The sequence below is a fragment of the Pseudomonas sp. MPC6 genome, assembly GCF_006094435.1.
Lineage (GTDB): Bacteria > Pseudomonadota > Gammaproteobacteria > Pseudomonadales > Pseudomonadaceae > Aquipseudomonas.
On the sequence record NZ_CP034783.1, the window covers coordinates 2456710 to 2481007 of the forward strand.

Here is a 24298-nt window from a genome sequence, read left to right on the forward strand (position 1 = left end):
TGGGCACCTCGCTGCTGCAACTGGCAGCGGGGTGGCCCAAGCACCGCAAAAAGATCCCAGGCTGCGCCAGCGCCTGCACCAGCCAAATCAAGCCCTGTCGCGGTTTTCCAGCGGGGTATCGAAGGCCACGAACAACTGGTCGGCGGTGATGCTTCCGAGATCCAGCCGCATGTTGTTTTCCAGCATGGCGAACAGCCGGGTGAACACTTCGAAGACCTTGCAATGGTCTTCCATGCCGGAGAACGGGTTGTCGATTTTCTCGGCGATCAGCGAGCTTTCCTGCACCGCGTCGTAGACCTCGCGCAGGGTGATTTCATTGGCGGGCCTGGCCAGGGTCAGCCCGCCCTTGGCGCCGCGATAGGACTTGAGAATGTCCGCCTTGACCATCTGCGACACCAGATTGCGCACCCGCGTCGGGTGGGTTTTTACCCACTTGGCAATGGTTTCGGTGCGCAGCTTCTGCGGTGCGTTAGCGGCAACGAACGACAGGATGTAAGAAGCGGTGATCAAGCGGGTCGACTGGCTCATGAGGCGGAAGGCTCCCTGTAGAAACCGGATTATTCAATCGATGAAAAATACCCGTCAGGGCGTGGAATTTACGTTGTGAAGTCGTTAATGTATTTGTTACGGTAACAATTAGGAATGTTAGCAGATTCGGTAGGACCTTCGAATCATTTTCTCTGCAATCGATCAGGGGCAATGTAATGAGCGATAACAAAAACAAGATTACTCAAGCGATTAATGACTGCAATCTTCCTCGTCGGGATTTCCTCAAAGGCAGCGCCGCCGCCGGCCTGGTGGCCGCTGCGTTTTCCATGGGCCTGCCGTTCGGGGCCTTTGCCCAGGAAAGCACGCCCAAGCCGGGCGGCGTGCTGCGCCTTGGCCTGGCGGGTGGCAGCACCACCGATTCGCTGGACCCGGGCTCCTGGAGCGACACGTTCACTTTTGTCGGCTTCTCGGCGGTGTACAACACCCTGAGCGAAATTGGCGTGGACGGCACCGCGATTCCCGAGCTCGCCGAGCGCTGGGAATCGTCGCCGGATGCGCGGATCTGGACCTTCACACTGCGCCAGGGCGTGACCTTCCACAACGGCAAGAGCCTGACCGCCGAAGACGTCGTGGCGTCGATCAATCACCACCTGGGCGAAAAATCCACCTCGGCGGCCAAGACTGTCCTCGGGGATGTCGCCCAGGTGCGCGCACAGGGCACCGATACGGTGGTCTTCGAGTTGCATTCGGGCAACGCCGACTTCGCCTATGTGGTGGCCGATTACCATTTGGTGATCATGCCGAGCAAGGACGGCGTTGCCGACTGGCAAGCGGGGGCGGGCACCGGCGGTTATCGCCTCAAGGCCTTCGATCCGGGCGTGCGCATGGCCCTGGAACGCAGCCCCGATTACTGGAAACCCGGCCGGGCGCATTTCGCCAGCGCCGAGTTGATCGGCATTGCCGACGGCGCGGCGCGGATCAATGCGCTGGTGACCGGGCAGGTCGATGTGATCAACAAGGTCGACCTCAAAACCGTGGCGCTGCTCAAGCGCAATCCGAACATGGTGATCGAAGAAACCAAGGGCGCGCAGCACTACACCTTCCCGATGCTGTGCGACAGCCAGGACTTCAGGAACAACGACATCCGCCTGGCGATGAAGTACGCCATCAACCGTGAAACCCTGCTGGCCTCGATACTGCACGGCTATGGCCTGGTCGGTAACGATCATCCGATCCAGCCCGGCAGCCGCTTCATCAATACGGCGCTGGAGCAGCGCAGCTATGACCCGGACAAGGCGCGATTCCACCTGCGCAAGGCCGGCGTCGAGTCGCTCAAGGTGCGCCTGCAAGCGTCCGACGCGGCGTATACCGGCGCGGTGGACGCCTCGGTGCTGTTCAAGGAGCAGGCGCGCCAGGCGGGGATCGATATCGATGTGGTGCGCGAGCCGGCGGACGGTTTCTTCTCCAACGTCTGGATGAAGCAACCCTTCACCACCTCGTTCTGGTACAGCAGCCTGACCGCCGACCGCATGTTCAGCATCGGTTACGCCAAAGGCGCGGCCTGGAACGAAACCCACTGGGACAACGGGCGCTTCAACCAGTTGCTGAACGCCGCGCGCGGCGAGATGAACGACCCGCTGCGCCGCGAGATGTACAACGAAATGCAGGCGCTGTGCCGCGACGACGGCGGGGCGATTGTGCCGTTGTTCGCCAGCTCCGTGGCCGCCCGCTCGAAACGCGTCAGTCATGGCGAACTCACCGCACCCTACGGCGAACTGGATGGTCTGCGGGTCATCGAGCGCTGGTGGCAAGCCTGAGCACCTGATCGTTGATGGCCGACCTGCGCGCAGGTCGGCCACCCTGTGCCATCCCGGAGGATTCTGCGGTGAATAGTATTTTCAAGTTGCTGTTGCAGCGCCTGGCCCTGGGCCTGTTGTCGCTGTTTGCGGTGTCGGTGATTATTTTTCTGGCGGTCGGCATGCTGCCGGGCGATATCGCCCAGGCCATGCTCGGGCAGTCGGCGACGGCCGAAACCGTGGCGGCCTTCCGTGCCCAGCTGGGGCTGGACTTGCCGCCATTGACCCGCTTCGTGCAGTGGATCTGGCAGCTGCTGCAAGGCGACCTCGGGGTCTCGCTGGCCAACCAGCGGCCGATCGCGGAGCTGATCGGCACGCGGTTGGGCAATACCCTCAGCCTGGCGGCCTTGGCGGCATTGGTCTCGGTACCCTTGGCGCTGCTGCTGGGGATGCTCGCGGCCTTGTATCGCAATAGCTGGTTCGACCGCCTGCTCAACACCTCGGCACTGAGTGCGGTGTCGTTTCCGGAATTCTTCGTCGCCTACCTGTTGATTCTGCTGTTTTCGGTGAAGCTCGGCTGGTTCCCGAGCATCTCCAACCTGGCGCCGGATGCCTCCTTCGGCACGGTGCTGGAACGCTCGGTGTTGCCGGTGGCGACCCTGAGCCTGGTGGTGATCGCGCAGATGATGCGCATGACGCGTGCGTCCCTGATCAACCTGCTGGCCAGTCCCTATATCGAAATGGCCCGGCTCAAGGGCATCAGCCAGTCGCGGATTATCTTCCGGCATGCCTTGCCCAACGCGCTGGCACCGATCGTCAACGTGGTGGCCTTGAACCTCGCGTACCTGGTGGTTGGCGTGGTGGTGGTCGAGGTGGTGTTCGTCTACCCGGGGCTTGGCCAGTTGCTGGTGGACTCGGTGGCCAAGCGCGACATTCCGGTGGTCCAGGCCTGCAGCCTGATCTTTGCCGCGACCTACATCCTGCTCAATACCACGGCCGATGTGCTGTCCATCGCCAGCAATCCACGCCTGATGCATCCGAAGGGGTAGAACATGAGCCTGCTTAAAGAACTGGCCCGGGCACCGCTGAGTGCGAAGTTCGGGATTCTGGTCATCGTTGTGTACATCCTGGTGGCGCTGTGCGCTCCGGCATTGGCGCCCTATGGCGAAACCGAAGTGGTCGGCGAGGGCTTTGCGCCCTGGAGCGGGCAGTTCCTGTTGGGCACCGATAACCTCGGTCGCGACATGTTCAGCCGGCTGGTGTATGGCGCCCGCAACACCCTGGGCATCGCTTTTCTCACCACGGTGCTGGCGTTCCTGCTCGGTGGCTTTTGCGGTTTGATCGCGGCGATCAAGGGCGGTTGGGTCGATCAAGGCCTGTCGCGAGTCGTCGACATCCTGATGGCGATTCCACAACTGATCTTCGCCTTGCTGATTCTCAGTGTGGTCGGCACCACGGCCACTTCCCTGGTGTTGGTGATCGCGCTGCTGGATGCCACCCGGGTGTTTCGCCTGTCTCGGGCGGTGGCGATGAACGTGGTGGTCCAGGACTTCGTCGAGGCGGCGCGGCTGCGGGGCGAGGGCTTGTGGTGGCTGGTGACCCGCGAAGTGTTGCCCAACGCTGCCGCGCCCTTGATTGCCGAATTCGGCCTGCGTTTCTGTTTCGTCTTTCTGTTTATCAGTGCGCTGTCATTCCTCGGCCTGGGCATTCAGCCACCGACTGCCGACTGGGGCAGCATGGTCCGGGACAATGCGGTGCTGATCACTTTCGGCGACATCAGCCCGCTGCTGCCGGCACTGGCAGTGGCGTTGATCACGGTAAGCGTCAACTTCGTCGTCGACTGGATGCTGCATAAATCCAGCGGCCTCAAGGAGTGCTGAACATGCACCAACCCTCTTGCAACAACGACCAGCCGCTGCTGGAAATCCGCGGCCTGCATATCGAAGGTCATTACGAAGACGCCTGGCATCCGCTGATCAAAGGCATCGACCTGACCCTGCAACGCGGCGAGGTGCTGGGCCTGATCGGCGAGTCGGGTGCCGGCAAGTCGACCCTGGGCCTGGCAGCCATGGGTTATGCCCGTGACGGCTGCAAGATCACGGGCGGCTCGGTGCGCTTCGACGGCATGGAACTGTTGCAGGCCAAGCCCGACACCCTGCGCAAACTGCGTGGCCTGCGCATCGCCTACGTGGCGCAAAGTGCCGCGGCATCGTTCAACCCGGCGCATCGGCTGATCGATCAACACGTGGAAACCGCGGTCAACAATGGTGGTATCAGTCGCGCCCAGGCCGAAGCCGAAGCGGTGGAGCTGTACCGGGTGTTGCGCCTGCCGAATCCCGAGCAGATCGGTCAGCGTTATCCGCACCAGGTGTCGGGCGGGCAACTGCAACGGGTGATGACCGCCATGGCCATGGCCTGCCATCCGGACCTGATCATCTTCGACGAACCGACCACGGCCCTCGACGTCACCACCCAGATCGAAGTGCTGGCGGCGATTCGCGACGCGGTGGCGCAGTTCGGCAGTGCGGCGATCTATATCAGCCATGACCTGGCCGTCGTCGCGCAAATGGCCGACCGCATCATGGTGCTGCGCCACGGCAAGCTGGTGGAGGAGGCCGAGACCCGCACCATGCTCCGCGACCCGCAGGAGGACTACACCAAGTCACTGTGGGCGGTGCGCAGCTTTCGCACCGAACCCAAGCCGTGCCCGCAACAGGAAGTGCCGTTGCTGGAACTGCGCCAGGCCTGTGCCAGCTACGGTCACCAGCCGGTGCTGCACGATGTTTCGCTGAGCCTGTATCGCGGCCAGACGCTGGCCGTGATTGGTGAGTCCGGCAGTGGCAAGAGTTCGACGGCGCGGTTGATTACCGGCCTGCTGCAACCGACTTCCGGTCAGGTGCTGTATGCCGGCGAACCCCTGCCGGCGGACTTCCGCCAGCGCAGCAAGGAGCAGTTGCGTCGGGTGCAGATGATCTACCAGATCCCGGACACCGCCTTGAATCCCCGGCAGCGGATCGTCGACATCATCGGTCGGCCGCTGACGTTTTACCTCGGCCTGAAGGGCAAGGCCCTGCGCGCCCGGGTCGCCGAGTTGCTGGAAATGATCGAGCTGGATCCGGCGACGTTCATGGAGCGTCAGCCCCGTGAATTGTCCGGCGGGCAGAAGCAACGCATCTGCATTGCCCGGGCGCTGGCGGCCGATCCGCAGTTGATCATTTGCGACGAAGTGACCTCGGCCCTCGATCAACTGGTGGCCGAGGGGGTGCTGAAGCTGCTCAATCGAATCCAGCAGCAGCTCGGCGTCGCTTATCTGTTCATTACCCACGATGTCGCCACCGTGCGCGCGATTGCCGATGAAGTGGTGGTGATGCAGCGCGGGCGGGTGGTCGACCACGGCTCGCGCAGCGCGATCTTCACCCCGCCGCATCAGGACTACACCGGCCTGCTGTTTTCATCCGAACCGGAAATGGACCCGGACTGGCTGGATCACCTGCTCGCCCAGCGCGCTGGCCAACCCGCGCCTTCCAAGCTTGAAATCGTCTGAGGAATTAACCATGAACGTACTGATTGTCCACGCCCATCCCGAACCCAACTCTTTCACCGCCGCCCTGCGCGATCAAGCGGTAGACACCTTGAAGGCCCAAGGGCATGAAGTGCAGGTCAGTGACCTGTATGCAATGAACTGGAACCCGGTGGCCAGCGCCGAGGACTTCTCCTCGCGGGAGAATCCGGACTATCTGGTCTATGCCCTGGAGCAGCGTCTGGGCGTTAAAAGCCAGTCGCTGGCGGCGGATATCCAGCAAGAGTTGGACAAGCTGCTGTGGGCCGACCTGCTGATCCTCAACTTTCCGATTTTCTGGTTCTCGACGCCGGCGATACTCAAGGGCTGGATCGACCGGGTACTGGTATCGGGCGTGTGCTACGGCGGCAAGCGCTTCTACGACCAGGGCGGGCTCAGCGGCAAGAAGGCGCTGGTGACGGTGACCCTGGGCGGACGCGAGCACATGTTTGGCGAGGGCGCGATTCATGGCCCGCTGGAAGACATGCTGCGGCCGATCCTGCGCGGCACCCTGGCGTATGTCGGATTCGAGGTGCTGGAGCCGTTCGTGGCCTGGCACGTACCGTACATCAGCGACGACGCGCGCAAGGACTTCCTGCGTGGCTATCGGCAACGCCTGGAAACCATCGCCGACGACCAACCCATCGAGTTCCCGCGCCTGTCGCAGTTCGATGAGGCGCTTTACCCGTTGCCCGGCCAGCGGGTGGCCGGCTGAGTCGCTGAGTCGGCGAAGGCGAGCGGTTCATTGCCGTTGGTTGGGCAATGCTGGTTTCGCGATCAGTCGGACGACCGGCCGATCTGCCAGACATAGGGCGGTTCGGTGCCGTTGATTTCCCAGTCGCCGATGATGCGCTCCTTGTAGATCAGCGGGTTGTGTGAAGCCGCGGTGCGCGCGTTGCGCCAGTGCCGATCGAGGGCCTTGCCGGTGCTGGTGGCCGAGGCGCTGAGCGCGTTGAACAGGTCACTGGTGGCGCGCAGCACCAGGTCGGCGATCACCACTTGGGCCTGGGCCGATTCCAGTTCGGCAGCGATGTTGGCCTCGCGTTCGGCGACTTCGTCATGGGCGAAGCGGCTTTCGTATGCGACCTGCAAGGCGGCCGCCGCGCGCAGGGTGGTGGCATGTGCGGCGTAGACCTGCGCCGACGCCTTGCCCACCACCTGCTGCACCTGGACGTCCTGGCTGACGTGGCTGGCATTGCCGGTGCTGAAGATGCGCGTGCGCTTGCGCACTTCTTCGGTGATGTCGTTGACCGCGGCACGGCCGGCACCGGTCTGGACCGCCAACAGCACCAGTTGATAGAAGGCCGTCTGGTACTTGAAGCGGGTGGCGAAGTCCAGCAGGTTCTCGGCTTCCACCACCGCATTCTCGAACACCGAGGTGCCGCTGCCGGTGGTGCGTTGGCCAAAGCCATCCCAATCGTCGCTCTGGGTGATGCCCGGTTGCTGCACGCGGACGGCGGCAATCACGTCGGCGCCGGTGTCGTCGCGCTGGGCATAGAGGTCGATCCAGTCGGCGAAGATGCTGCCGGTGCTGTAGTACTTGGTGCCGTTGACCACCCAGTGTTCACCCAGGCGCGAGACCCGGGTACCGACCTGGCCGATCTTCACGCTGCCGATTTCGGTCCAGGCGTTGCCCACCAGTTCACCCTCGACAAACCGCTTGAACCAGGTGTCCTGCGGCGCCTCGGCCTGCGCATTGAGGCGGTCTTCGACAAAGGCAAAGTGACCGCGCAATGCCTGCGGCAGGTTGGAATCGGCGGCGGCCAATTCGATCAGCAATTCAAACAATTGGGGCAGGGAAGCGCCGGCGCCCCCGTACTGCACCGGCACGCGCACGGCGCCAAAGCCGGCTTCCTTCAGCCATTTCACCTGCTCAAAGGGCAGGCTGCGCTGTTGCTCGCGCTCCAGTGCGCCGGCGGCGATGCGGGCAAAGATCGGCCGGAAGCGCGCGGCCAGGGCCTGGTAGTCGGTGCCGCTGGAGAGGGGGTGTGGCAGGTGCTGTTGCTGGACGGTCATGGTGCAGCTCCTTATGAAGGCAAGAGAAAGCAACAGAGCAGTGGATCTGTTGCGTTCTGCTGTCAGTGCACAGGTCGTGCCTGGCGCTGCAACGCCCGTTTTTCCGGGCGCGCGGGGTGTTGGCAGCGTTCGCTTCTGTCGTCTGCCGGGCAACTTGTTGAAGCGTTGACCGCCTGGCAACAGTGGCCGAGGTGCGCTGCGTTGCGTGGACCCGCAGGCAACTGTTGGGGGTGCAACAGTTGATCAACAGCCTGTCCGGCAGGCGACACTGCGCAAGTCCGAAAAAAACTTATAACTCTTTGATAAATATAGATTTATTTAAATGGCACGGTTGCTGCTCTAGTCCTTGTGCAGGTGCCGCGGTGGCCTCTGCCAGCACGAGGACGGGCAATGGGCAACACACTGAAAGTGGTCGCGGTATCCGGGAGCGTACAGCGGCCTACGCGCACCCTGGTGCTACTCAAGGCGCTGGTCGCCGGCCTTGCGCAACAGCTGCCGATCGAGCTGCACCTGATCGAGTTGTCCGAGGTTGGCCCGCAGTTCGCCGGGGTGCTGCGCCGTGAGGACTTGCCCGCGGCGGTCGAGGCCGATCTGCGGGCCATAGAAACAGCCGACCTGCTGATCGCGGCCAGCCCGGTGTACCGCGCCTCGTACACCGGACTGTTCAAGCACCTGTTCGACTTCGTCCATCACCAGGCGTTGAACAACGTGCCGGTGTTGCTGGCCGCCACCGGTGGCTCGGACCGCCACGCCCTGATCATCGATCACCAGTTGCGCCCGCTGTTCGGCTTTTTCCAGGCCCTGAGCTTGCCCATCGGTGTGTATGCCGCCGAAGCCGATTTCACCGATTACCGGATCACCAGCCCGCAGTTGCTCGAACGCATCGAGCGCGCTGTCGAGGCGGCGGTCCTGAGCCTCCAGCCGAACGCCAGCGCCGCCTGACGTCCCCGGTCGACCCTCACTTCAACGAATCAACGGAGTACATGCAAATGAGCCAGGACAACATCAAGTTTGCCTACTGGGTGCCCAACGTCAGCGGCGGCCTTGTGATCAGCAAGATCGAACAGCGCACCAGCTGGGACATCGATTACAACCGCAAGCTGGCGCAAATCGCCGAAAAGGCCGGCTTCGAATACGCCTTGTCGCAGATCCGCTTCACCGCCGGTTATGGCGCCGAAAACCAGCACGAATCGGTGACCATCAGCCACGCACTGCTGGCTGCCACCGAGAAGCTCAAGGTGATCGCCGCCATCCTGCCCGGGCCCTGGAGCCCGGTGCTGGCGGCCAAACAGCTGGCCAGCATCGACCAGTTCACCAACGGTCGCGTCGCGGTGAATATCGTCTCGGGCTGGTTCAAGGGCGAGTTCCGGGCCATTGGCGAGCCGTGGCTGGACCACGATGAGCGCTATCGCCGCTCGGAAGAATTCATCCAGGCGCTCAAGGGCATCTGGACCCAGGACAATTTCAGTTTCCATGGCGATTTCTACCGCTTCCATGACTACACCCTCAAACCCAAGCCCCTGCAGCAACCGCACCCGGAAATCTTCCAGGGTGGCAGCTCGCGCGCGGCGCGGGACATGGCTTCGCGAGTGTCCGATTGGTATTTCACCAACGGCAACACCGTCGAAGGCATCAAGGCCCAGGTCGACGAGATCCGGGCCAAGGCCGCGATCAATGGCCACTCGGTGAAAGTCGGGGTTAACGCCTTTGTCATTGCCCGCGAAACCGAGGCTGAAGCCCGCGCGGTATTGCAGGAGATTATCGCCAAGGCCGACCCCGAGGCCGTCAACGGTTTCGGCAGCGAGGTGAAGAACGCCGGCGCCGCAAGCCCTGAAGGCGAGGGCAACTGGGCCAAGTCCACCTTCGAAGACCTGGTGCAGTACAACGATGGCTTCAAGACCAACCTGATCGGTACGCCGCGGCAGATTGCCGAACGCATCGTCGCCCTCAAGGCGGTGGGTGTGGACCTGGTGCTCACTGGCTTCCTGCACTTTCACGAAGAAGTGGAGTACTTCGGCCGCCACGTGTTGCCGCTGGTGCGTGAGCTGGAGCGCGAGGCAGTCGCGGCCAAGGTTGCGGCACTCGCCTGAAGGAAGGGAACGGTCATGCCGACATTCACCGATAACCCGCAACCCGGCACCTTGCCGCAGTGGCTGCAACAGCAGGCGCGTCAGCAAGGGACGGGCATCGCCCTGCGCCATAAACGCCTGGGGGTGTGGCAGGTGCGCACCTGGCGCCAACTGGCCGCGGAGGTTGAACAGCTGGCAACGGCCTTGCAAGTGCGTGGTTTTGTGCCAGGCGCAAGCTTGGTGATTGTCAGCCGCCCGCGGCCGGAGGCGTTGATGGCGGCCCTGGCGGCACAATGGTTGGGTGGCGTGGCCGCGCTGCTGGATCCGCTGGAGGCTGCGGCCGCGCAGGTGCCGCTGTTGCGTGAGCTGCACACTGAATGGGTGTTCGCCGAAGGCCACGGGGAGATTCAGCGCCTGCGCGCCGCCGGACTGGCGCCCAGGCTGCTGATTTACGCCGACGGCCGCGGCCAGGCGGGGGTGAGCCAGGCCGGCGACACCCTGGCGTTCGCGCAACTGCAGCAGCAGGGCAGCGATCACCGGCTGGAACCCCAGGCCCGCGCCGAGCGCACGGCCTTTGCGTTCTACCGTTTGGGCGCGGGGCAGCGCATCGAGCAGCAGCGTATCAGCCATGCCGAATTGCTCCAGGAAGGCCGGCGCCTGGTGCACAGCGAGCAGCTGGGGCGGCAGGAAGAAGCCCTTGCGGCGCGAGCGTTTGCCGCGGGTGGTCACGCGCGTTATGTGTTGGCGCCCTGGTTGATGGCCGGCTTTCGCCTGAATTTCCCCGAGAACCTCGCGACTCGCGACCAGGACCGCCGTGAGCTGGGCCCGACGCTGGTGGCCGGCACCCGGGACACCTACGAGCGCCTGCATGCCCAAGTCCTGGCCCGCCTGCCGGAACCAGGCAGCTGGCGCCGGCGCCTGGTGGATTGGGCGCTGGTGGCGAACCCCGGTGCACTGCAACGGCACCTGGGGTACTGGCTGATCCGTCGGCCGTTGCGCGACGTCCTCGGCTTTTCCCGCACCCGTGTGCCGTTACTGGTGGGCGAGGCACTGGCACCGCCCACCCTGGCCTTTTTCCAGGCGTTGGCGATTGAGGTACGCAGCTGGCCGGACCCGGCGCAGTGGCACCGCCCCTTGCCCTGGCCAGCCCCGCTGGTCAACGGCTGGATCGAAGACAGCCCCCAACCCGCCTGAAGGACATGACGCATGACACAGACACAGGCGACACAGGTTGAACAGCTGCTGGTGCTGGAAAACATCGGCTTGTCGTTCAAAGGCGTCAAGGCGGTGACCGACATCAGCTTTGCCGTGGCCACCGGGGAGATTTGCGCCTTGATCGGCCCCAATGGCGCGGGTAAAAGCTCGCTGCTGAATGTGATCAACGGCGTGTACCAGGCCCAGCAGGGGCGTATCCGCTTTGCCGGAGAAGCGCACCGGCGCATGCGCCCGCATGATATGGCGGTGCGCGGCATTGCCCGGACCTTTCAGAACATCGCCTTGTTCAAAGGCATGAGTGTGCTCGACAACGTGCTCACCGGACGCACCCTCAAGCGGCGCAGCAGCTGGATCGAGCAGGCCCTGCGCATCGGCCGCGCCGCGGGCGAAGACGACCGCCAGCGCGAGGCCGCCGAACGGATCATCGACTTTCTGCAGATCCAGCCCTGGCGCGACACCCAGGTCGGCAAGCTGCCTTATGGCTTGCAGAAACGGGTGGAACTGGCGCGTGCCCTGGCCGCCGAACCGCGCTTGCTACTGCTGGACGAACCGATGGCCGGGATGAACGCCGAAGAGAAGCAGCAGATGAGCCGCTTCATCGTCGACATCAACCGTGAGCTGGGGACCACGGTGGTGTTGATCGAGCACGACATCGGCGTGGTCATGGGCATTTGCGATCACGTGGTGGTGCTCGACTACGGCCGCAAGATCGGCGACGGCCCGCCCGATGAGGTGCGGCAAAACCCCGAGGTGATTGCCGCCTACCTCGGCACGCGCCACTAACCCCCGAGTCTGCAGCGCCGCCCGCTATCGGGTGGCCGGGGACTCTTTGCCCGCAACACAGGAAGGCTCATGGAATTTTTTTTCGAGGTGTTGATCGGCGGGCTGCTGGCCGGGGTGATGTACGCCCTGGTGGCCATCGGTTTTGTCCTGATCTACAAGGCGTCCGGCGTCTTCAACTTCGCCCAGGGCGCCATGGTGCTGTTTTCCGCGCTGACGTTTGTCAGCCTGCTGGAGCGCGGGGTGCCGTTCTGGCTGGCCTTTGTCATCAGCCTGGCGGCAATGGTCCTGCTGGCGGTGGCGGTGGAGCGGGTGGTGTTGCGCCCGCTGGTCAACCGTCCACCGATCACCTTGTTCATGGCCACCCTCGGCTTGTCCTACGTGATCGAAGGGTTCGCCCAGGCGCTGTGGGGCGCTCAGGTGCATGGCCTGGAATTGGGCATCAGTGACGAGCCACTGGAGCTGGGCGGCATGCTGCTGTCGCAATTCGATATTTTTGCCGCCGTCACCGCCGCGTTGCTGGTGTTGGCGCTGTCGCTGCTGTTCAACAAGACCCGTATCGGTTTGTCGTTGCGTGCCGTGGCCGATGATCCGCTGGCGGCGCTGGCCGTGGGCATCCGCCTGCAACGAGTCTGGGTGTTGGTGTGGGCGGTGGCCGGGTTTGTCGGTCTGGTGGCCGGCCTGCTCTGGGGCGCGCGGCTGGGGGTGCAGTTTTCGCTGTCGCTGGTGGTGCTCAAGGCCTTGCCGGTGCTGATCATCGGCGGCTTTACCTCGATCAGTGGGGCGATTGTCGGCGGCTTGATCATCGGCGCCTCGGAGAAGCTGGCCGAGGTGTACCTGGGCCCCGTCATCGGCGGCGGCATCGAGAACTGGTTTCCCTATGTGCTGGCGCTGCTGTTCCTGCTGGTGCGGCCGGCCGGGCTATTTGGCGAACGCGCGATCGAGCGGGTTTAAGGAGAGGCGTGATGTTTTATCAGGAAGCCGGTCAGTTCAGTACTCGCTATGCCCAGGACCGCCGGGTGTTTCGCCTGCGTCAGGACCGGTACGGCCTGGTTGCCTTGCTGCTGTTGGCCTTTGTCGGTGTGCCGTACCTGGGCAACGACTATTGGTTCAGCGCCATTCTGATTCCATTTCTGGTGCTGTCACTGGCCGGGCTGGGGCTGAACCTGCTGACCGGCTATGCCGGGCAGTTGTCACTGGGGTCGGCGGCCTTCATGGCGGTGGGCGCCTTTGCCACTTACAACGTTGAACTGCGGGTGCCGGGCTCGCCGTTGTTGCTCAGCATGGCCCTGGGTGGGGGCGTGGCAGCGCTGGTGGCGGTGCTGTTCGGCCTGCCCAGCCTGCGGATCAAGGGCTTCTATCTGCTGGTGTCGACCCTCGCCGCGCAGTTCTTTGTGACCTGGGCGCTGACTCGCTTCAGCTGGTTCTCCAACAACAGCGCCTCGGGGGTGATCAGCGCACCGCGCCTGGAAATTCTGGGGGTGGACCTGAACTCGCCGGTGGGTCGTTACCTGCTGACACTGGGCGTGGTGGTGGCGTTGTTCTGGCTGGGCAAAAACCTGGTGCGCAGCGAATTGGGGCGCAACTGGATGGCCGTGCGTGACATGGACACGGCCGCCGCGGTGATGGGCATTGCGTTGCTCAAGACCAAGCTGTTGGCTTTTGCCGTCAGCGGCTTCTTTCTCGGGGTGGCCGGAGCGCTGTGGGCCTTCACTTACCTGGGCACCGTGGAGCCCCATGGTTTCGATTTGAACCGGTCGTTCCAGATCCTGTTCATCATCATTATCGGTGGCCTGGGCAGCATCCTCGGCAACTTCCTGGGCGCGGCGTTCATCGTGCTGTTTCCGGTGCTGCTGTCGAACCTGGCGGCCTTGTTGCCAGCCGGGCTGATCGATGCCGGGCAGATGGAAAACCTGCAGAAGATGGCATTTGGCGCCCTGATCATTGTGTTCCTGGTCAAGGAGCCGGAGGGCCTGGCGCGCCTCTGGCAAACATTCCGCGAGCGCGCCCGGGTGTGGCCGCTGCGCTACTGAGCAAACGGCGCAGGCAGGGTCTGCGCTTCGATCCTTGTGCGGCAACCGTGCGATTGAATCATTGATAAGGAAAATACCGATGTCCAAACGTTCTCTACTCAGTGGCCTGGCGCTGGCAATCAGCCTGAGCGCCGCCTTTCCCGCGCAGGCGGCTAACGAACAGTATTTCCCGCTGCAGAGCTATCGGGTCGGTCCTTATGCCGCCGGTGGTAGCGGTTTTTTTGGCGGGTTTATCGACTACCTCAAGTACGTCAATGCCAATGGCGGGGTCGACGGCGTCAAGCTGACCTGGAGCGAGTGCGAAACCGAGTACGTGGTCGAGAAGGGCGTGGAGTGCTATGAACGCCTGAAAAAAGGCCTCAATGGCGCGCCTGCCGCCGCGACCAATCCGCTGTCGGTGGGCATTGCCTATGCCACGCTGGAGCGCTCGACCGCGGACAAACTGCCGCTGATTACCATCAACCACGGCCGTACCGATTCCACTGACGGCAGCGTGTTCCCCTATGCCTTCCCGTTGCAGCTGAACCCGTATTCCGAGGTGTCGGCGATCATCAACTACATCGGCCAGCAGGCCGGAGGCCTGGACCAGCTCAAGGGCAAGAAGATCGTCACCCTGTATCACGGCTCGCCCTACGGCAAGGAAACCAATGAGGTGTTGCAGACCCTGGCCGACAAGTACGGGTTCAAGCTGACCCTGCTGGAAGTGCCCCATCCAGGCAACGAGCAGCAGTCGCAATGGCTCAACATTCGCCGGGAAAAACCCGACTGGGTGATTCTGCGCGGCTGGGGCGTGATGAACCCGGTGGCGTTGAAAACCGCGCAGAAGGTCGGCTTCCCGGCGGATCACATCATCGGCAACATCTGGAGCAACTCCGAGGACGATGCCGCCCCCGCCGGTGCCGCCGCCAAAGGCTATATCGCGATCACCACGCACCCCTCGGGCACCGATTTCCCGGTCCTGCAAGGCATCCAGCAGCAGGTGGTGGCCAAGGGCAATGGTGACCTGGCCGATCCGAAACGCTTTGGCACCGTGTATTACAACCTCGGGGTGGTGAACGGCATTCTCAACGTTGAAGCCGTGCGCATTGCCCAGGAAAAATTCGGCAAGCAGCCGCTCACCGGCGAGCAGGTGCGCTGGGGTTTCGAGCATCTCAAGCTGGACGAAGCCCGCCTCAAGGAGCTGGGTGCGCTGGGCCTGGTGCAACCCTTGCAGCTGTCGTGCTCGGACCATGAAGGGGGCGGTGCGGTGCGCTTCCAGCAGTGGGATGGCAGCCAGTGGAAACTGATCAGTGACTGGGTGCAGGCCGATCGCGCCTTGCTCAGGCCGATCATTGAAGCCTCGTCGCACCAGTACGCCAGGGAACAGGGCATCACGCCGCGCGATTGCAGCCAGGACATTTGATTAGTGTAGGCGCTGGCTTGCCAGCGAAAATCGTTAACGAAAACCTGTGTTTCCTGGATTAACGCGGCCCTTGTAGGAGCTGGCTTGCCAGCGATGGTCGTTAACGAAAACCCGTGTTTTCCTGGTTCAACGCAGCGCATTTAAATCCATCGCTGGCAAGCCAGCTCCTACAGGATGCTCGGCTGCCTTGGAGAGAACAGCATGAACCCAGTACCGATCTTGCAGATCGACGCGATTGAAGTCCTTTATGAACAGGCCATCCTCGCCGTGCGCGGGGTATCCCTGGTGGTGCCGCAAGGCCAGATCGTGGTGTTGCTGGGGGCCAACGGTGCCGGCAAAAGCACCACGTTGAAGGCCGCGTCCAATCTGGTGAGGGCCGAGCGGGGCGAGGTGGTGCAGGGGCGGATTCTCTATCGGGGCCAGGATGTCACGCGTAGTACGCCCCATAGCCTGGTGGCCGGCGGACTGGTGCAGGTGCTGGAAGGCCGGCATTGCTTTGCCCAACTGACCGTGGAGGAAAACCTGCTGACGGGCGCCTTTGCGCGTCAGGTGTCCCGTGGGCAATTGAAGGCGGATCTGGAACGAATCTACAGCCAGTTTCCACGCCTCAAGCTGCGGCGCAAAAGCCTGGCCGGCTACACCTCTGGCGGTGAACAGCAGATGGTTGCGCTGGGCCGGGCGTTGATGGCCCGGCCACAGCTGGTGTTGCTGGACGAACCTTCGATGGGGCTGGCGCCGCAGGTTGTCGAGGAGATCTTCGAGATTATCCACCAGCTCAATCAGCGCGATGGCGTGAGCTTTTTGATTGCCGAGCAGAACATCAACCTGGCCCTGCGTTATGCCCGGTACGGCTACGTGCTGGAAAGCGGCCGGGTCGTCAGCGAAGGCACGGCCGAGCAGTTGGCCGCGCGCAGTGATATCCAGGATTTCTACCTGGGGGGCGGCACCGGTGGCACAGGGGCTGCGGCTTGACCACAGGTGAAGTGGCGAGGGCCCATCCCTGCTCTGATCGTTGAGCCAGGGATGAGCTCGCTCGCCGTTCAGATCGACAGGTTAACCACTTTGATCGCCTGGTCGGTTTGTGCCGGACGGCGTTTGTTCACCACCAGCTCACCGACCCTGATCAGCATGGTGCGGGTGATGTTGCGGCTCAGTCCCAGCAGGCTGGCGGTGTGCACCTGGTTGTAATGGCAGAAGCGATAGGCCGCGCGCAGCAGCGCTTCCTCGACCCGCTCATGCAGGGCGCCGCTTTCTTCCTCGAACAGCTTCTGGAAGGCTTGCTGCAACCGGGCGTCGGCACTGTCGTCCGGGACGGTGTTACCGGCTTCCTGGCGGTCGATACGCAGGTTGGACAGGTGCAAATCCTGGACGCGGATCAGATTGTCACGGCAGATCAGCAGGGTGTGGTGGATGACGTTTTCCAGCTCGCGAATATTGCCCGGCCATGCATAACTCACCAGTTTGCGTTCAGCTTCGGCATCCAGCACCACTTCGCCATAGCCCAGGCGGTGACTGTATACGGCGATGAAGTGACGGATCAGCGGCAGGATGTCGCCCGGTCGCTCGCGCAACGGGCTGAGTTCCAGGCTGACCACATTCAGCCGGTAATACAGGTCCTCGCGAAAGTGCCCGGCGTTGATGGCTTTTTCCAGCTGCACGTTGGTCGCCGCCAGCACCCTTACATCGATGGGGATGCTTTTGCGTGAACCCAGGCGAACCACTTCACGCTCCTGCAGCACCCGCAGCAACTTGACCTGGATCGGCATCGGCAGGTCGCCGATCTCGTCGAGGAACAGCGTGCCGCCGTTGGCTTCTTCGAACCAGCCGGCCTTGGCGCTCAGGGCACCGGTGAAGGCGCCTTTTTCGTGGCCGAACAGTTCGGCCTCCACCAGGCTTTCGGAAAAGGCCCCGCAGTTGACTGCGATAAACGGCTTGTTGCGACGGGCGCTCAGGTTGTGCAGATGCCGGGCCACCAGCTCCTTGCCGGTACCGGTGTCACCGATAATCAACACGCTGGCATCACTGGGCGCCACCTGTTGCAGGTGCGCCAGCAGCGCCTGTGATTTCGGATCTTCGAAGACTTGCGCGGTGGCGCGTATCGAGGTGGCCAGGGCCGGGGAGGGCGGCAGCGTGAGTAATTGCATGGTCGGGCCTATGAATAAAAGGACGGGGTGGGCAGCGCCGAGTTGAGCGCCCAGTCACCCAGTTCATGGAGCTTGTAGTCCACGGGGTCGTGCAGGGTCTGGGTGCGCAGGTTGCGCCAGTGACGATCAAGGCGCAGCGCGGCATGGGTGGCGCGGGCGCCGGTCACTTCGAACAGGCTGCTGGTCAGGTCCAGGCCGGTGCGGGTGGCCGCGACCTTCGCGGTGGCAATGGCCAACGCCAGCTGGCCACGCTCCTCGGTGCCTAGCCGGTGCTCCTTGCTCCAGGCTTTGTCGAGCAGGGTGTTGGCGCGTTCAGTGAGCAGGCGCACGCTTTCCAGTCCGACCCAGAATTCGCCGTAATGGCGCAGGATATAAGGGTCTTGATTGGCCTGGCTGACGTTGGCCTTGAACCAGGGGCGCGTTTCCTTGAGGGTGTAGTTGCGAGCTTCTTCGAACGCGCCCTCGGCGATACCGAGGAAGATATTGACGAAGGTCAGTTGGGCGATCAGCGGGCGCAGGCAGGCAAAGGGCGTGCTCAGCGGGCCGGGCTCGAGCAGCAGTTCATTCTCTTCCACGCGGACCCGCTCGAAGGTGGCGCTGCCGCTGTCGGTCTGCCGTTGGCCGATATTGTCCCAGTCGCCGTGCAAGGTGATGCCAGTGCGGTGACTGGGAATGGCGGCGATCAACAGTTTGCCGCTGGTGGATTCGTCCAGCGCCGAGGCAATCAGCATTTCCGAATCGGCGGAGCCTGAGCAGAAACTCTTGCGCCCGGAAAATTCGCGCCAGCCGGCGAGCTTTTTCGACAGGGTGCGGGTGTCCAGCGGGTTAAGGGCGTTGCCCCAGAACCAGTTGTTGCGTGCGGTCTGTTCGAACCAGGGCTGCCACTGTTCTGGCCGGGAAAATAGACGCACCGTGGCCAGCATCAGATGCTGGAAGCCGAACACATGGGCAATCGAGCTGTCGACCCTGGCGAACTCGCGCACCACTTCCAGGGTGTCGCTCCAGCTGGCGCCAAGGCCACCGTATTGCTGGTCGATTTTCATCGCCAGCAGGCCGCTGCGGCGCAGCTCGTCACGCTCGGCTTTCGGCGTGCCGCCCAGATGATCGCGTTCGGCGGCGGTTCGGGAAAACTCGGCGGCGAGCGTCCGGGCGACCTGCAGCGGGGTTTCAAGTCTGGATGTAGGGATGGCGGTCACAGGCTGTTCCTCAGGCTGTTTTCCGCAGGTAAGTGGAGTGCTCATGGGCGCTGTTCCTGTTCGAATTGCGGAAGGTGCAGCCATCAGAGCAAAAGCTGTTCCAGTGTTGAAATAGCTATAAAAAACAATAAGTTAATCTGTTGTTTGGTCTCGACTGCTGTTGCCGGGGTCGTTAACTGTTGAGCGACTGTTGCGTGAGCAACAATGGCGCTGCTGTTTGTCTGGCAACACCGAGGCATCCATGAGCTGAATGTAAATGATCTAAAAACCATCTAATAAATACTTTTTGGTTATTAGCTTAAGGCTTTATCGGGCTGGAGTTTGCCAGTGGGTAAAACTCCCCAGGTTCATTGCGAACCATGGGGAGTGAATGATTGATGCGCGAGAACGGCAGGCCGCCTCTTACCCTGGCATTGTCCAGGATTGCAGGGTGTAGCCCCCCTGGTTCAACTCGGCGCGTACCTGTTCCAGCACGCTTTCCAGCTGCGCGGGGTCGGAATAGGCACTGCTTGGGATCTGTTTACGACAAATACGCGTACTGGCCCGGTCGATGACGGTCAGGCTCAATTCGCCATTCCCGTCTTGCGGAGCCCAGGCGATGCATTGGAAAGGTTCGAATGCGTGGCCGGCAATCAAAAGTGCTTCGTTGATGCGGAGCGGGGTGCTCATGGGTCTCGTCTCTCCTTGTACCCAAACAAATGATGTGCCGTCGGTTGGGTGCTGATTTCTACTTCTTTTTATTAAGCTGCAGGAAAGGCGATTGTTCGGTATCGACGGGCCGTGCGGAAGTGTTTGAAGGTGACGTTCCCCTGTCCATCGGTGCCACGTCTTGTTCGTCGAACTATTGAATCAGAAAAAACGGTTCATCCACCCAGCGATACCGGCAGCCGCAGCGGTGGCATCTCGCTCCGGACTCGATTGCCATGCCGAATGCCTGTTCGCAGCAGGAATGACATGACCTGTCACTCCTGCCGCTATCAGCGTTTATGGTGAAACCTGGGGCGTATTTTCAGCGGCGACCAAGCGTGAAACAGCGGCGCTTCTGCATCACCCGCGCGTTCTCACTCATGGACGTAGCGCCCTGGAGCCGGCTCCAGTTCAGCATGGCGTTTGCGCCCGGCCACTGTCGGTGCCGTGCGTTCCGCTCCGGCACGTTCGGTAACCCAGTCAGCCCAGTGGGTCCACCAGGTGCCGGAGTGCTCGCTGGCCTGCGCCAACCAGTCATCTGCGTCCACGGTCGGAGCCGGGCCGGTGAAGTGGCGTGACTTGGGGTTGCTCAGTGAGTTGATCAGGCTGGCGATATGCCCCGCGTTGCTGAGTACGAAACTGCGCTCGCCACCAAATAGCTGGGCCGACTGGTAACAGCCTTTCCAGGGGGTTACATGGTCCCCCTCTGCCGCCATGAAATAGCTGTCGCAGTCGATAGCGCTTGCCTCGAAGGGTGAGCCGAGCACGGTCAACGGCCCGTCGACCAGGGCGTTGTCGCCGAAAACATCGAGGAACTGGCTGTGCAACGCCGCTGGCATGCGAGTGCCATCGGCATTCCAGGCCATCACATCGATCGCGGGTGGCAATTCACCCATCAGGTAATTGTTGTGCCAGTAGTTCCACACCAGGTCGTTAGGACGCAACCAGGCAAAAGCTGCGGCCATATCGCTCGAACTCATCACGCCGGCCCTGGCGGATTTCTCACGGACCAGCTTCAGCAAGGGGGCCGGGGAAAACGCGCCGAGGGGCATCGGATAATCGAAGTCCAATAACATCACACCAAAGGACGCGGCGTTCACCGGGCACTTGCCCTGAGCCACACTGTGGTTCAAGGCCGCGCTGAGAATGAAGCCTCCGGCACAGATGCCATGGGCATTCACTTCGGCGCCATCGGCAATCTCGCGCACCACCTCCAGCGCTTCGAGCACGGCGGCGGCGTAGGTGTCGAGATTCCATGCGGCGTGTTCAGGGTTCGGGTTGCGCCAACTGATCGTGAAGAAGTGCAAGCCGCGACTGACCGCGTATTCGATAAAGCTGCGTCCCGGCGCCATGTCGAGGAAGTAGTACTTGCCGATCATCGGCGGCACCAGCAGCACCGGACGCTCACGCACCGTGGCGGTGACCGGGTGATATTCGATCAGCTCGAACACCTCGCAGCGATACACCACCGAACCTGGGGTGACCCCCAGGTTCTCGCCGACTTTAAAGCCGCTGGCATCCACCTGAGTGGGCATGCCGCGATTATGCAGCACGTCGTGGAGCCAGTTTTTGCTCCCTCGCAGCAGACTGGTTCCGCCCGAATCGAAGGCTTTTTGCAACGCCGCCGGATTACCCAGCAGGGTATTGGTCGGCGCGGCGGCACTGGTCCATAGATCAAGGGCAAAGCGCAGTTGTTCCCGGGTACGCCAATCCGGTGTGTCGAGTCGATCGGCCAGGCCGTTGACACTGCGTGACCACGCCAGATAGGCCTGGCCCAGACGGCGGTAACCCGGATGTTCGCGCCAGGCCGGGTGGGTGAAACGCCGATCACCTTTCTCAGGCTCGATCTTCGAAGTGCCAACGCCGATTGAAGCCAGTTGGCTGGTCAGCTCAGCACTGGCCGCGACGACCCGGGCGCTGTTTGTTGCCAGGCGCGCCAATCGTGCGAACAGCGATTCCTTCCTGGTGGCCTTGTCCGGAGTCGTTTTAGGCGGTGGGACGACAATGAGCTGATTGTTCGTTCTTTTTTTGCTCATGGCTGGTGTTCCTTGTTGTTGGTCGAACTGGGCTTTTTAAGAGCTTAGGAGAGCCCTGTGGTTGGTGCATGGTCCGCTTGGATAGTGAGCGCACAATTGCCAACTGCCCATCCACCCAGCCAGGGCCTGGCATGGACCGGCTATGCAATGCAGCCGGATTTCTACTGATTCACAATAAGTGAGCACTATTGCGACAAGCGTCCCATGACGACTTGAAGCCGACCCTCCCGATCGAGATGGTAGCGTTGCAGATCCTGCGCCAGGATCAACTGGCCGGTGAAACAGGCCGATGCTTCCTCGCGGATATTCCCAATGAACGGGCAGTGCTGCGCACGAAATAGGCGTCCGGCATGCTCAACGTCAAGTCCATGCGCCAGCGAACATCGTCGCATGCGGCTCGGTGGGGCGAACACATCAGTCGGAGTTGGGTTTGTTTATCGATTTGCTGCGCCGAAAAGCGCAGGTTTTTTGACCGGAAACAGCACAGTACCCGCCATTGGGCGGGTCGTTATTGCCTGAAAAAAATGCGCGAAGCAGAAATCAATCAGCGTCGAAGGCGGACCTTCTCCCAGCTGCGGTCAACGTAAAACGATCCGGTATCGCCACGAATGGAATAGAGTGTCGCTCTATAGAAGGCCGTCCGGCGGGAGCAGTGCAGCCCGCGCAGTTTGTCGTAGGCCCATTTCCAACCATGCTTAGGTGCGCTGTTCATAGAGATCCCTATACCCCTGTCATCCGTTCCTTGATCGTAGCTGGTAGCCAATTAGTGGCCAACCATTGTTTTCCGGCGTCAAAAAACCGTTCTGGAACCGACCGGGTTGTTCTTTTACCTGATGAAACGCTCGGATCGCCGCACCGCAGCGAAGGCGACCTGAAGATCGCTATACGTCTCCAGGGCTCCTTCGCGAGCAAGCTCGCGCCCACAGTGACCGAGGACTTTGCGCATGCCTGCTAGTCTGCAGGATTCCTCGCCGCCGTCCTGCGCGATCAGGCTATGATCAAGCTATATGAACCGGACCCACTGACTTATGGCCGTTGACCTGGAAGCGCTCTACCCCAAACTGATCCATCTGATGCTGGACACGGTCTTCGTGGTCGACAGGCACAATCAGATTGCATTTGTGAGTGATGCCTGTGAGGCACTGCTCGGTTACCGTGCCGACGAGCTGACCGGCACCCCGATCACCGACTATATGCATCCTGATGACCTGGCGGTCTCGCGAGCCTCGATTGTCCGGGTCATGAACGGTCACCCGCACTTCGATTTCCGCAACCGCTATATCCGCAAGGACGGCGGTATCGTGCACATCCTCTGGGCTGCCTTCTGGTCCGAGGAAGTGGGCGCGCGGATCGGTGTCGCCCGGGACGTGACGGCCCTCAGCCAGGCCGAGGAGGAATTACGCTTCCTCGCCCATCATGATCCGCTGACAGCACTGACCAACCGGTCGCTGTTCAATGATCGACTGGACTCGGCCCTGCGCACGGCACACCGCCACGACAGCACGCTGGCGTTGCTGTTTCTGGACATCAATGACTTCAAGGGCATCAATGATGTCCACGGACATGCCGTGGGCGATCGTGTGCTCTGTGTGATTGCACGACGGCTGGAAGGCTGCGTGCGTGAAACGGACACGGTGGCCCGGATGGGCGGTGATGAATTCACTGTGCTGTTGACGGATCTGCAGTCGGAGACCGCCGCTTGCGAGAAAATGGCGCAGATTCTCGCGGTCATGAGCGAGCCGCTGGGCCCCGAATTTGGCGGGCTGAAAATGCCGTCCTGCAGTATCGGCGTGGCGTTTTATCCCGCGGACGGGGAGGATGCCGATACGCTGCTCAGCCATGCGGATGACGATATGTACCGGATAAAAAGGCGCCATTCTGCAACGAGGTAGGGCGGGAAAGAGGCTGACCGTCAGCACGACATCGAGCTTGGCGACCTGATGCACAAACTGTACGATCGCCCTTTCGCCCAAACGCAATGCGTGACTAGGGAATATCAATGCATCAGGTTGCGCAATGTTATCTTGGCGTATGGAAGCGGCGTTTGATCCAGCACCGCTCAGGGCATTCGGACAGTGAAACGGCCGTGTATTGGCTACAGACACCGCGACTGTTTGCCGACCTGCGAATCCCCTCCAATCCGCTCCCAAGCCTGGCGCTCGAAGAACTCAGTCACTCTCAACATCTGGCGTTGTGTGAACAGAAAGGTTTCGCCGGGGTGACCCGGATAGATGCCGACATTTGCCAATGGCATCGCAAAATGGACTATCAGCCGGCCAGTGGTGCAGAAGACATTGGTCGCATGCACTTCGAAACCAGCGAGTGCCTGATCGAAACCGCCCTGGACGAAAGTTACTACGAAATATGGGATCGCTTGCCCGACTCCCTCGGCGCTTGTCGTGGCCAATGGTTGCAAGCAATGGATGAGCCCTCGCGTGCGGGCTGCCTGCTATTGGTCGGGGACTATTTTCTGTTCGCCGCCAGCCGTCCCACACCGCTGACACCGGGCCCTCATCTGCGCGAAACGTTCAGGCAACCCGAAAGCTCAATAAACCCTGCTTCCCTGTTCGCCTGCGAACTGTCTTTTGGCCGGCATCACGCCGGAGAAACCCCATGGAAAATCGAGTGCTCAACGCTCCCCGCCAACACGGGCCAATGCCTGCTGCCATCATCGGTGGACCCGTTTGCCCCGGATATTTTCGCCAATGAAGCCGTCATGTCTTCACTCGGCACATTCATTCCGGCTGGCGGTTGGCGCTGTGCGCCTGACCCGTGACAGCTCCACCGTCATAAATCAGCTTAAAAACCCCGAAGGGCTCAAGCGGTTAGTGGAGTTGGGTGACGGTGGAGGCTTGTGGTGATCAAGCGATTCGCCG

The 24298-nt window shown here is 62.0% G+C and carries 21 protein-coding genes; 15 read left to right on the plus strand and 6 right to left on the minus strand.

The genetic code is table 11. The features are described from left to right. Positions 1 to 87 precede the first annotated feature (87 nt). Complete coding sequence (locus ELQ88_RS13585) at positions 88 to 528, minus strand: Rrf2 family transcriptional regulator (protein ID WP_128871508.1); 441 nt, start codon at positions 526 to 528, stop codon at positions 88 to 90. Positions 529 to 704: 176 nt separating this feature from the next. Here ELQ88_RS13585 and ELQ88_RS13590 point away from each other — a divergent pair, with 176 nt between their 5' ends. The 5 genes from ELQ88_RS13590 (at position 705) to ELQ88_RS13610 (ending at position 6559) form a co-directional block, all read left to right on the plus strand. Then, positions 705 to 2306 carry an ABC transporter substrate-binding protein gene (locus ELQ88_RS13590; protein WP_128871507.1) on the plus strand — a complete coding sequence of 534 codons (1602 nt, stop codon included), beginning with the start codon at positions 705 to 707 and terminating at the stop codon, positions 2304 to 2306. Between the two features lie 68 nt (positions 2307 to 2374). Beyond that, positions 2375 to 3334: an ABC transporter permease gene (locus ELQ88_RS13595; protein WP_138965649.1), complete on the plus strand. Its 960-nt coding sequence runs from the start codon at positions 2375 to 2377 to the stop codon at positions 3332 to 3334. 3 nt (positions 3335 to 3337) lie between these two features. Beyond that, complete coding sequence (locus ELQ88_RS13600) at positions 3338 to 4165, plus strand: ABC transporter permease (RefSeq protein ID WP_128871506.1); 828 nt, start codon at positions 3338 to 3340, stop codon at positions 4163 to 4165. A gap of 2 nt (positions 4166 to 4167) precedes the next feature. After that, positions 4168 to 5829 (plus strand): ABC transporter ATP-binding protein, encoded by a 1662-nt coding sequence (locus tag ELQ88_RS13605; RefSeq protein WP_178084693.1) that lies wholly within the window; start codon positions 4168 to 4170, stop codon positions 5827 to 5829. A gap of 10 nt (positions 5830 to 5839) precedes the next feature. Continuing rightward, positions 5840 to 6559 carry an NAD(P)H-dependent oxidoreductase gene (locus ELQ88_RS13610; protein WP_138965651.1) on the plus strand — a complete coding sequence of 240 codons (720 nt, stop codon included), beginning with the start codon at positions 5840 to 5842 and terminating at the stop codon, positions 6557 to 6559. A gap of 62 nt (positions 6560 to 6621) precedes the next feature. Here ELQ88_RS13610 and ELQ88_RS13615 read toward each other — a convergent pair whose 3' ends face one another. Next, positions 6622 to 7860, minus strand: coding sequence for an acyl-CoA dehydrogenase family protein (locus ELQ88_RS13615; protein ID WP_138965653.1), 1239 nt, complete (start codon positions 7858 to 7860; stop codon positions 6622 to 6624). A gap of 390 nt (positions 7861 to 8250) precedes the next feature. Between ELQ88_RS13615 and msuE the strand changes: the two genes are divergently transcribed. The 8 genes from msuE to ELQ88_RS13655 all read left to right on the plus strand — a co-directional run bounded on the left by msuE (position 8251) and on the right by ELQ88_RS13655 (position 16331). After that, positions 8251 to 8802 carry an FMN reductase gene (gene msuE / locus ELQ88_RS13620; protein ID WP_138965655.1) on the plus strand — a complete coding sequence of 184 codons (552 nt, stop codon included), beginning with the start codon at positions 8251 to 8253 and terminating at the stop codon, positions 8800 to 8802. Between the two features lie 47 nt (positions 8803 to 8849). Then, entirely contained in the window at positions 8850 to 9950 is a 1101-nt protein-coding gene (gene sfnG / locus ELQ88_RS13625) for a dimethylsulfone monooxygenase SfnG (RefSeq protein ID WP_128871503.1), read from the plus strand. Positions 9951 to 9965: 15 nt separating this feature from the next. Next, positions 9966 to 11123, plus strand: coding sequence for an AMP-binding protein (locus ELQ88_RS13630; protein ID WP_138965657.1), 1158 nt, complete (start codon positions 9966 to 9968; stop codon positions 11121 to 11123). A gap of 12 nt (positions 11124 to 11135) precedes the next feature. After that, on the plus strand, positions 11136 to 11927 hold the full coding sequence (locus ELQ88_RS13635) for an ABC transporter ATP-binding protein (protein ID WP_138965659.1): 792 nt from the start codon (positions 11136 to 11138) through the stop codon (positions 11925 to 11927). Positions 11928 to 11996: 69 nt separating this feature from the next. After that, entirely contained in the window at positions 11997 to 12878 is an 882-nt protein-coding gene (locus tag ELQ88_RS13640; RefSeq protein WP_138965661.1) for a branched-chain amino acid ABC transporter permease, read from the plus strand. Positions 12879 to 12889: 11 nt separating this feature from the next. After that, the gene (locus ELQ88_RS13645) at positions 12890 to 13957 is read left to right on the plus strand and encodes a branched-chain amino acid ABC transporter permease (RefSeq protein WP_138965663.1); all 1068 of its coding nucleotides are present in this window, start codon (positions 12890 to 12892) and stop codon (positions 13955 to 13957) included. 79 nt (positions 13958 to 14036) lie between these two features. Further along, the gene (locus ELQ88_RS13650) at positions 14037 to 15359 is read left to right on the plus strand and encodes an ABC transporter substrate-binding protein (RefSeq protein ID WP_138965665.1); all 1323 of its coding nucleotides are present in this window, start codon (positions 14037 to 14039) and stop codon (positions 15357 to 15359) included. Positions 15360 to 15560: 201 nt separating this feature from the next. Beyond that, entirely contained in the window at positions 15561 to 16331 is a 771-nt protein-coding gene (locus ELQ88_RS13655; protein ID WP_138965667.1) for an ABC transporter ATP-binding protein, read from the plus strand. Between the two features lie 68 nt (positions 16332 to 16399). On the opposite strand, the gene ELQ88_RS13660 is transcribed toward ELQ88_RS13655, so the two are convergent. The 4 genes from ELQ88_RS13660 to ELQ88_RS13675 form a co-directional block, all read right to left on the minus strand. Further along, positions 16400 to 17503 (minus strand): sigma-54 dependent transcriptional regulator, encoded by a 1104-nt coding sequence (locus ELQ88_RS13660; RefSeq protein ID WP_138965669.1) that lies wholly within the window; start codon positions 17501 to 17503, stop codon positions 16400 to 16402. Positions 17504 to 17511: 8 nt separating this feature from the next. Further along, positions 17512 to 18699: an acyl-CoA dehydrogenase family protein gene (locus ELQ88_RS13665; protein WP_138969516.1), complete on the minus strand. Its 1188-nt coding sequence runs from the start codon at positions 18697 to 18699 to the stop codon at positions 17512 to 17514. Between the two features lie 402 nt (positions 18700 to 19101). Next, positions 19102 to 19368 carry a hypothetical protein gene (locus ELQ88_RS13670; RefSeq protein ID WP_128871498.1) on the minus strand — a complete coding sequence of 89 codons (267 nt, stop codon included), beginning with the start codon at positions 19366 to 19368 and terminating at the stop codon, positions 19102 to 19104. A 392-nt stretch (positions 19369 to 19760) separates the two neighbouring features. Then, positions 19761 to 21422, minus strand: coding sequence for an alpha/beta fold hydrolase (locus ELQ88_RS13675; RefSeq protein ID WP_138965671.1), 1662 nt, complete (start codon positions 21420 to 21422; stop codon positions 19761 to 19763). A 1028-nt stretch (positions 21423 to 22450) separates the two neighbouring features. Here ELQ88_RS13675 and ELQ88_RS13680 point away from each other — a divergent pair. Continuing rightward, a complete protein-coding gene (locus ELQ88_RS13680) occupies positions 22451 to 23314 on the plus strand; it encodes a sensor domain-containing diguanylate cyclase (protein WP_138965673.1) in 864 nt (287 codons plus the stop codon). A 152-nt stretch (positions 23315 to 23466) separates the two neighbouring features. Then, positions 23467 to 24198, plus strand: a complete 732-nt coding sequence (locus tag ELQ88_RS13685; RefSeq protein WP_228761607.1) for a hypothetical protein — start codon at positions 23467 to 23469, stop codon at positions 24196 to 24198. Positions 24199 to 24298 lie beyond the last annotated feature (100 nt).

Coding starts and splice junctions, on each gene's coding strand:
- ELQ88_RS13585 (WP_128871508.1), bottom strand. CDS start 528: ATGAGCCAGTCGACCCGCTTGATCACCGCTTCTTACATCCTGTCGTTC.
- ELQ88_RS13590 (WP_128871507.1), top strand. CDS start 705: ATGAGCGATAACAAAAACAAGATTACTCAAGCGATTAATGACTGCAAT.
- ELQ88_RS13600 (WP_128871506.1), top strand. CDS start 3,338: ATGAGCCTGCTTAAAGAACTGGCCCGGGCACCGCTGAGTGCGAAGTTC.
- ELQ88_RS13605 (WP_178084693.1), top strand. CDS start 4,168: ATGCACCAACCCTCTTGCAACAACGACCAGCCGCTGCTGGAAATCCGC.
- ELQ88_RS13610 (WP_138965651.1), top strand. CDS start 5,840: ATGAACGTACTGATTGTCCACGCCCATCCCGAACCCAACTCTTTCACC.
- ELQ88_RS13615 (WP_138965653.1), bottom strand. CDS start 7,860: ATGACCGTCCAGCAACAGCACCTGCCACACCCCCTCTCCAGCGGCACC.
- msuE (WP_138965655.1), top strand. CDS start 8,251: ATGGGCAACACACTGAAAGTGGTCGCGGTATCCGGGAGCGTACAGCGG.
- sfnG (WP_128871503.1), top strand. CDS start 8,850: ATGAGCCAGGACAACATCAAGTTTGCCTACTGGGTGCCCAACGTCAGC.
- ELQ88_RS13630 (WP_138965657.1), top strand. CDS start 9,966: ATGCCGACATTCACCGATAACCCGCAACCCGGCACCTTGCCGCAGTGG.
- ELQ88_RS13635 (WP_138965659.1), top strand. CDS start 11,136: ATGACACAGACACAGGCGACACAGGTTGAACAGCTGCTGGTGCTGGAA.
- ELQ88_RS13640 (WP_138965661.1), top strand. CDS start 11,997: ATGGAATTTTTTTTCGAGGTGTTGATCGGCGGGCTGCTGGCCGGGGTG.
- ELQ88_RS13645 (WP_138965663.1), top strand. CDS start 12,890: ATGTTTTATCAGGAAGCCGGTCAGTTCAGTACTCGCTATGCCCAGGAC.
- ELQ88_RS13650 (WP_138965665.1), top strand. CDS start 14,037: ATGTCCAAACGTTCTCTACTCAGTGGCCTGGCGCTGGCAATCAGCCTG.
- ELQ88_RS13655 (WP_138965667.1), top strand. CDS start 15,561: ATGAACCCAGTACCGATCTTGCAGATCGACGCGATTGAAGTCCTTTAT.
- ELQ88_RS13660 (WP_138965669.1), bottom strand. CDS start 17,503: ATGCAATTACTCACGCTGCCGCCCTCCCCGGCCCTGGCCACCTCGATA.
- ELQ88_RS13670 (WP_128871498.1), bottom strand. CDS start 19,368: ATGAGCACCCCGCTCCGCATCAACGAAGCACTTTTGATTGCCGGCCAC.
- ELQ88_RS13675 (WP_138965671.1), bottom strand. CDS start 21,422: ATGAGCAAAAAAAGAACGAACAATCAGCTCATTGTCGTCCCACCGCCT.
- ELQ88_RS13680 (WP_138965673.1), top strand. CDS start 22,451: ATGGCCGTTGACCTGGAAGCGCTCTACCCCAAACTGATCCATCTGATG.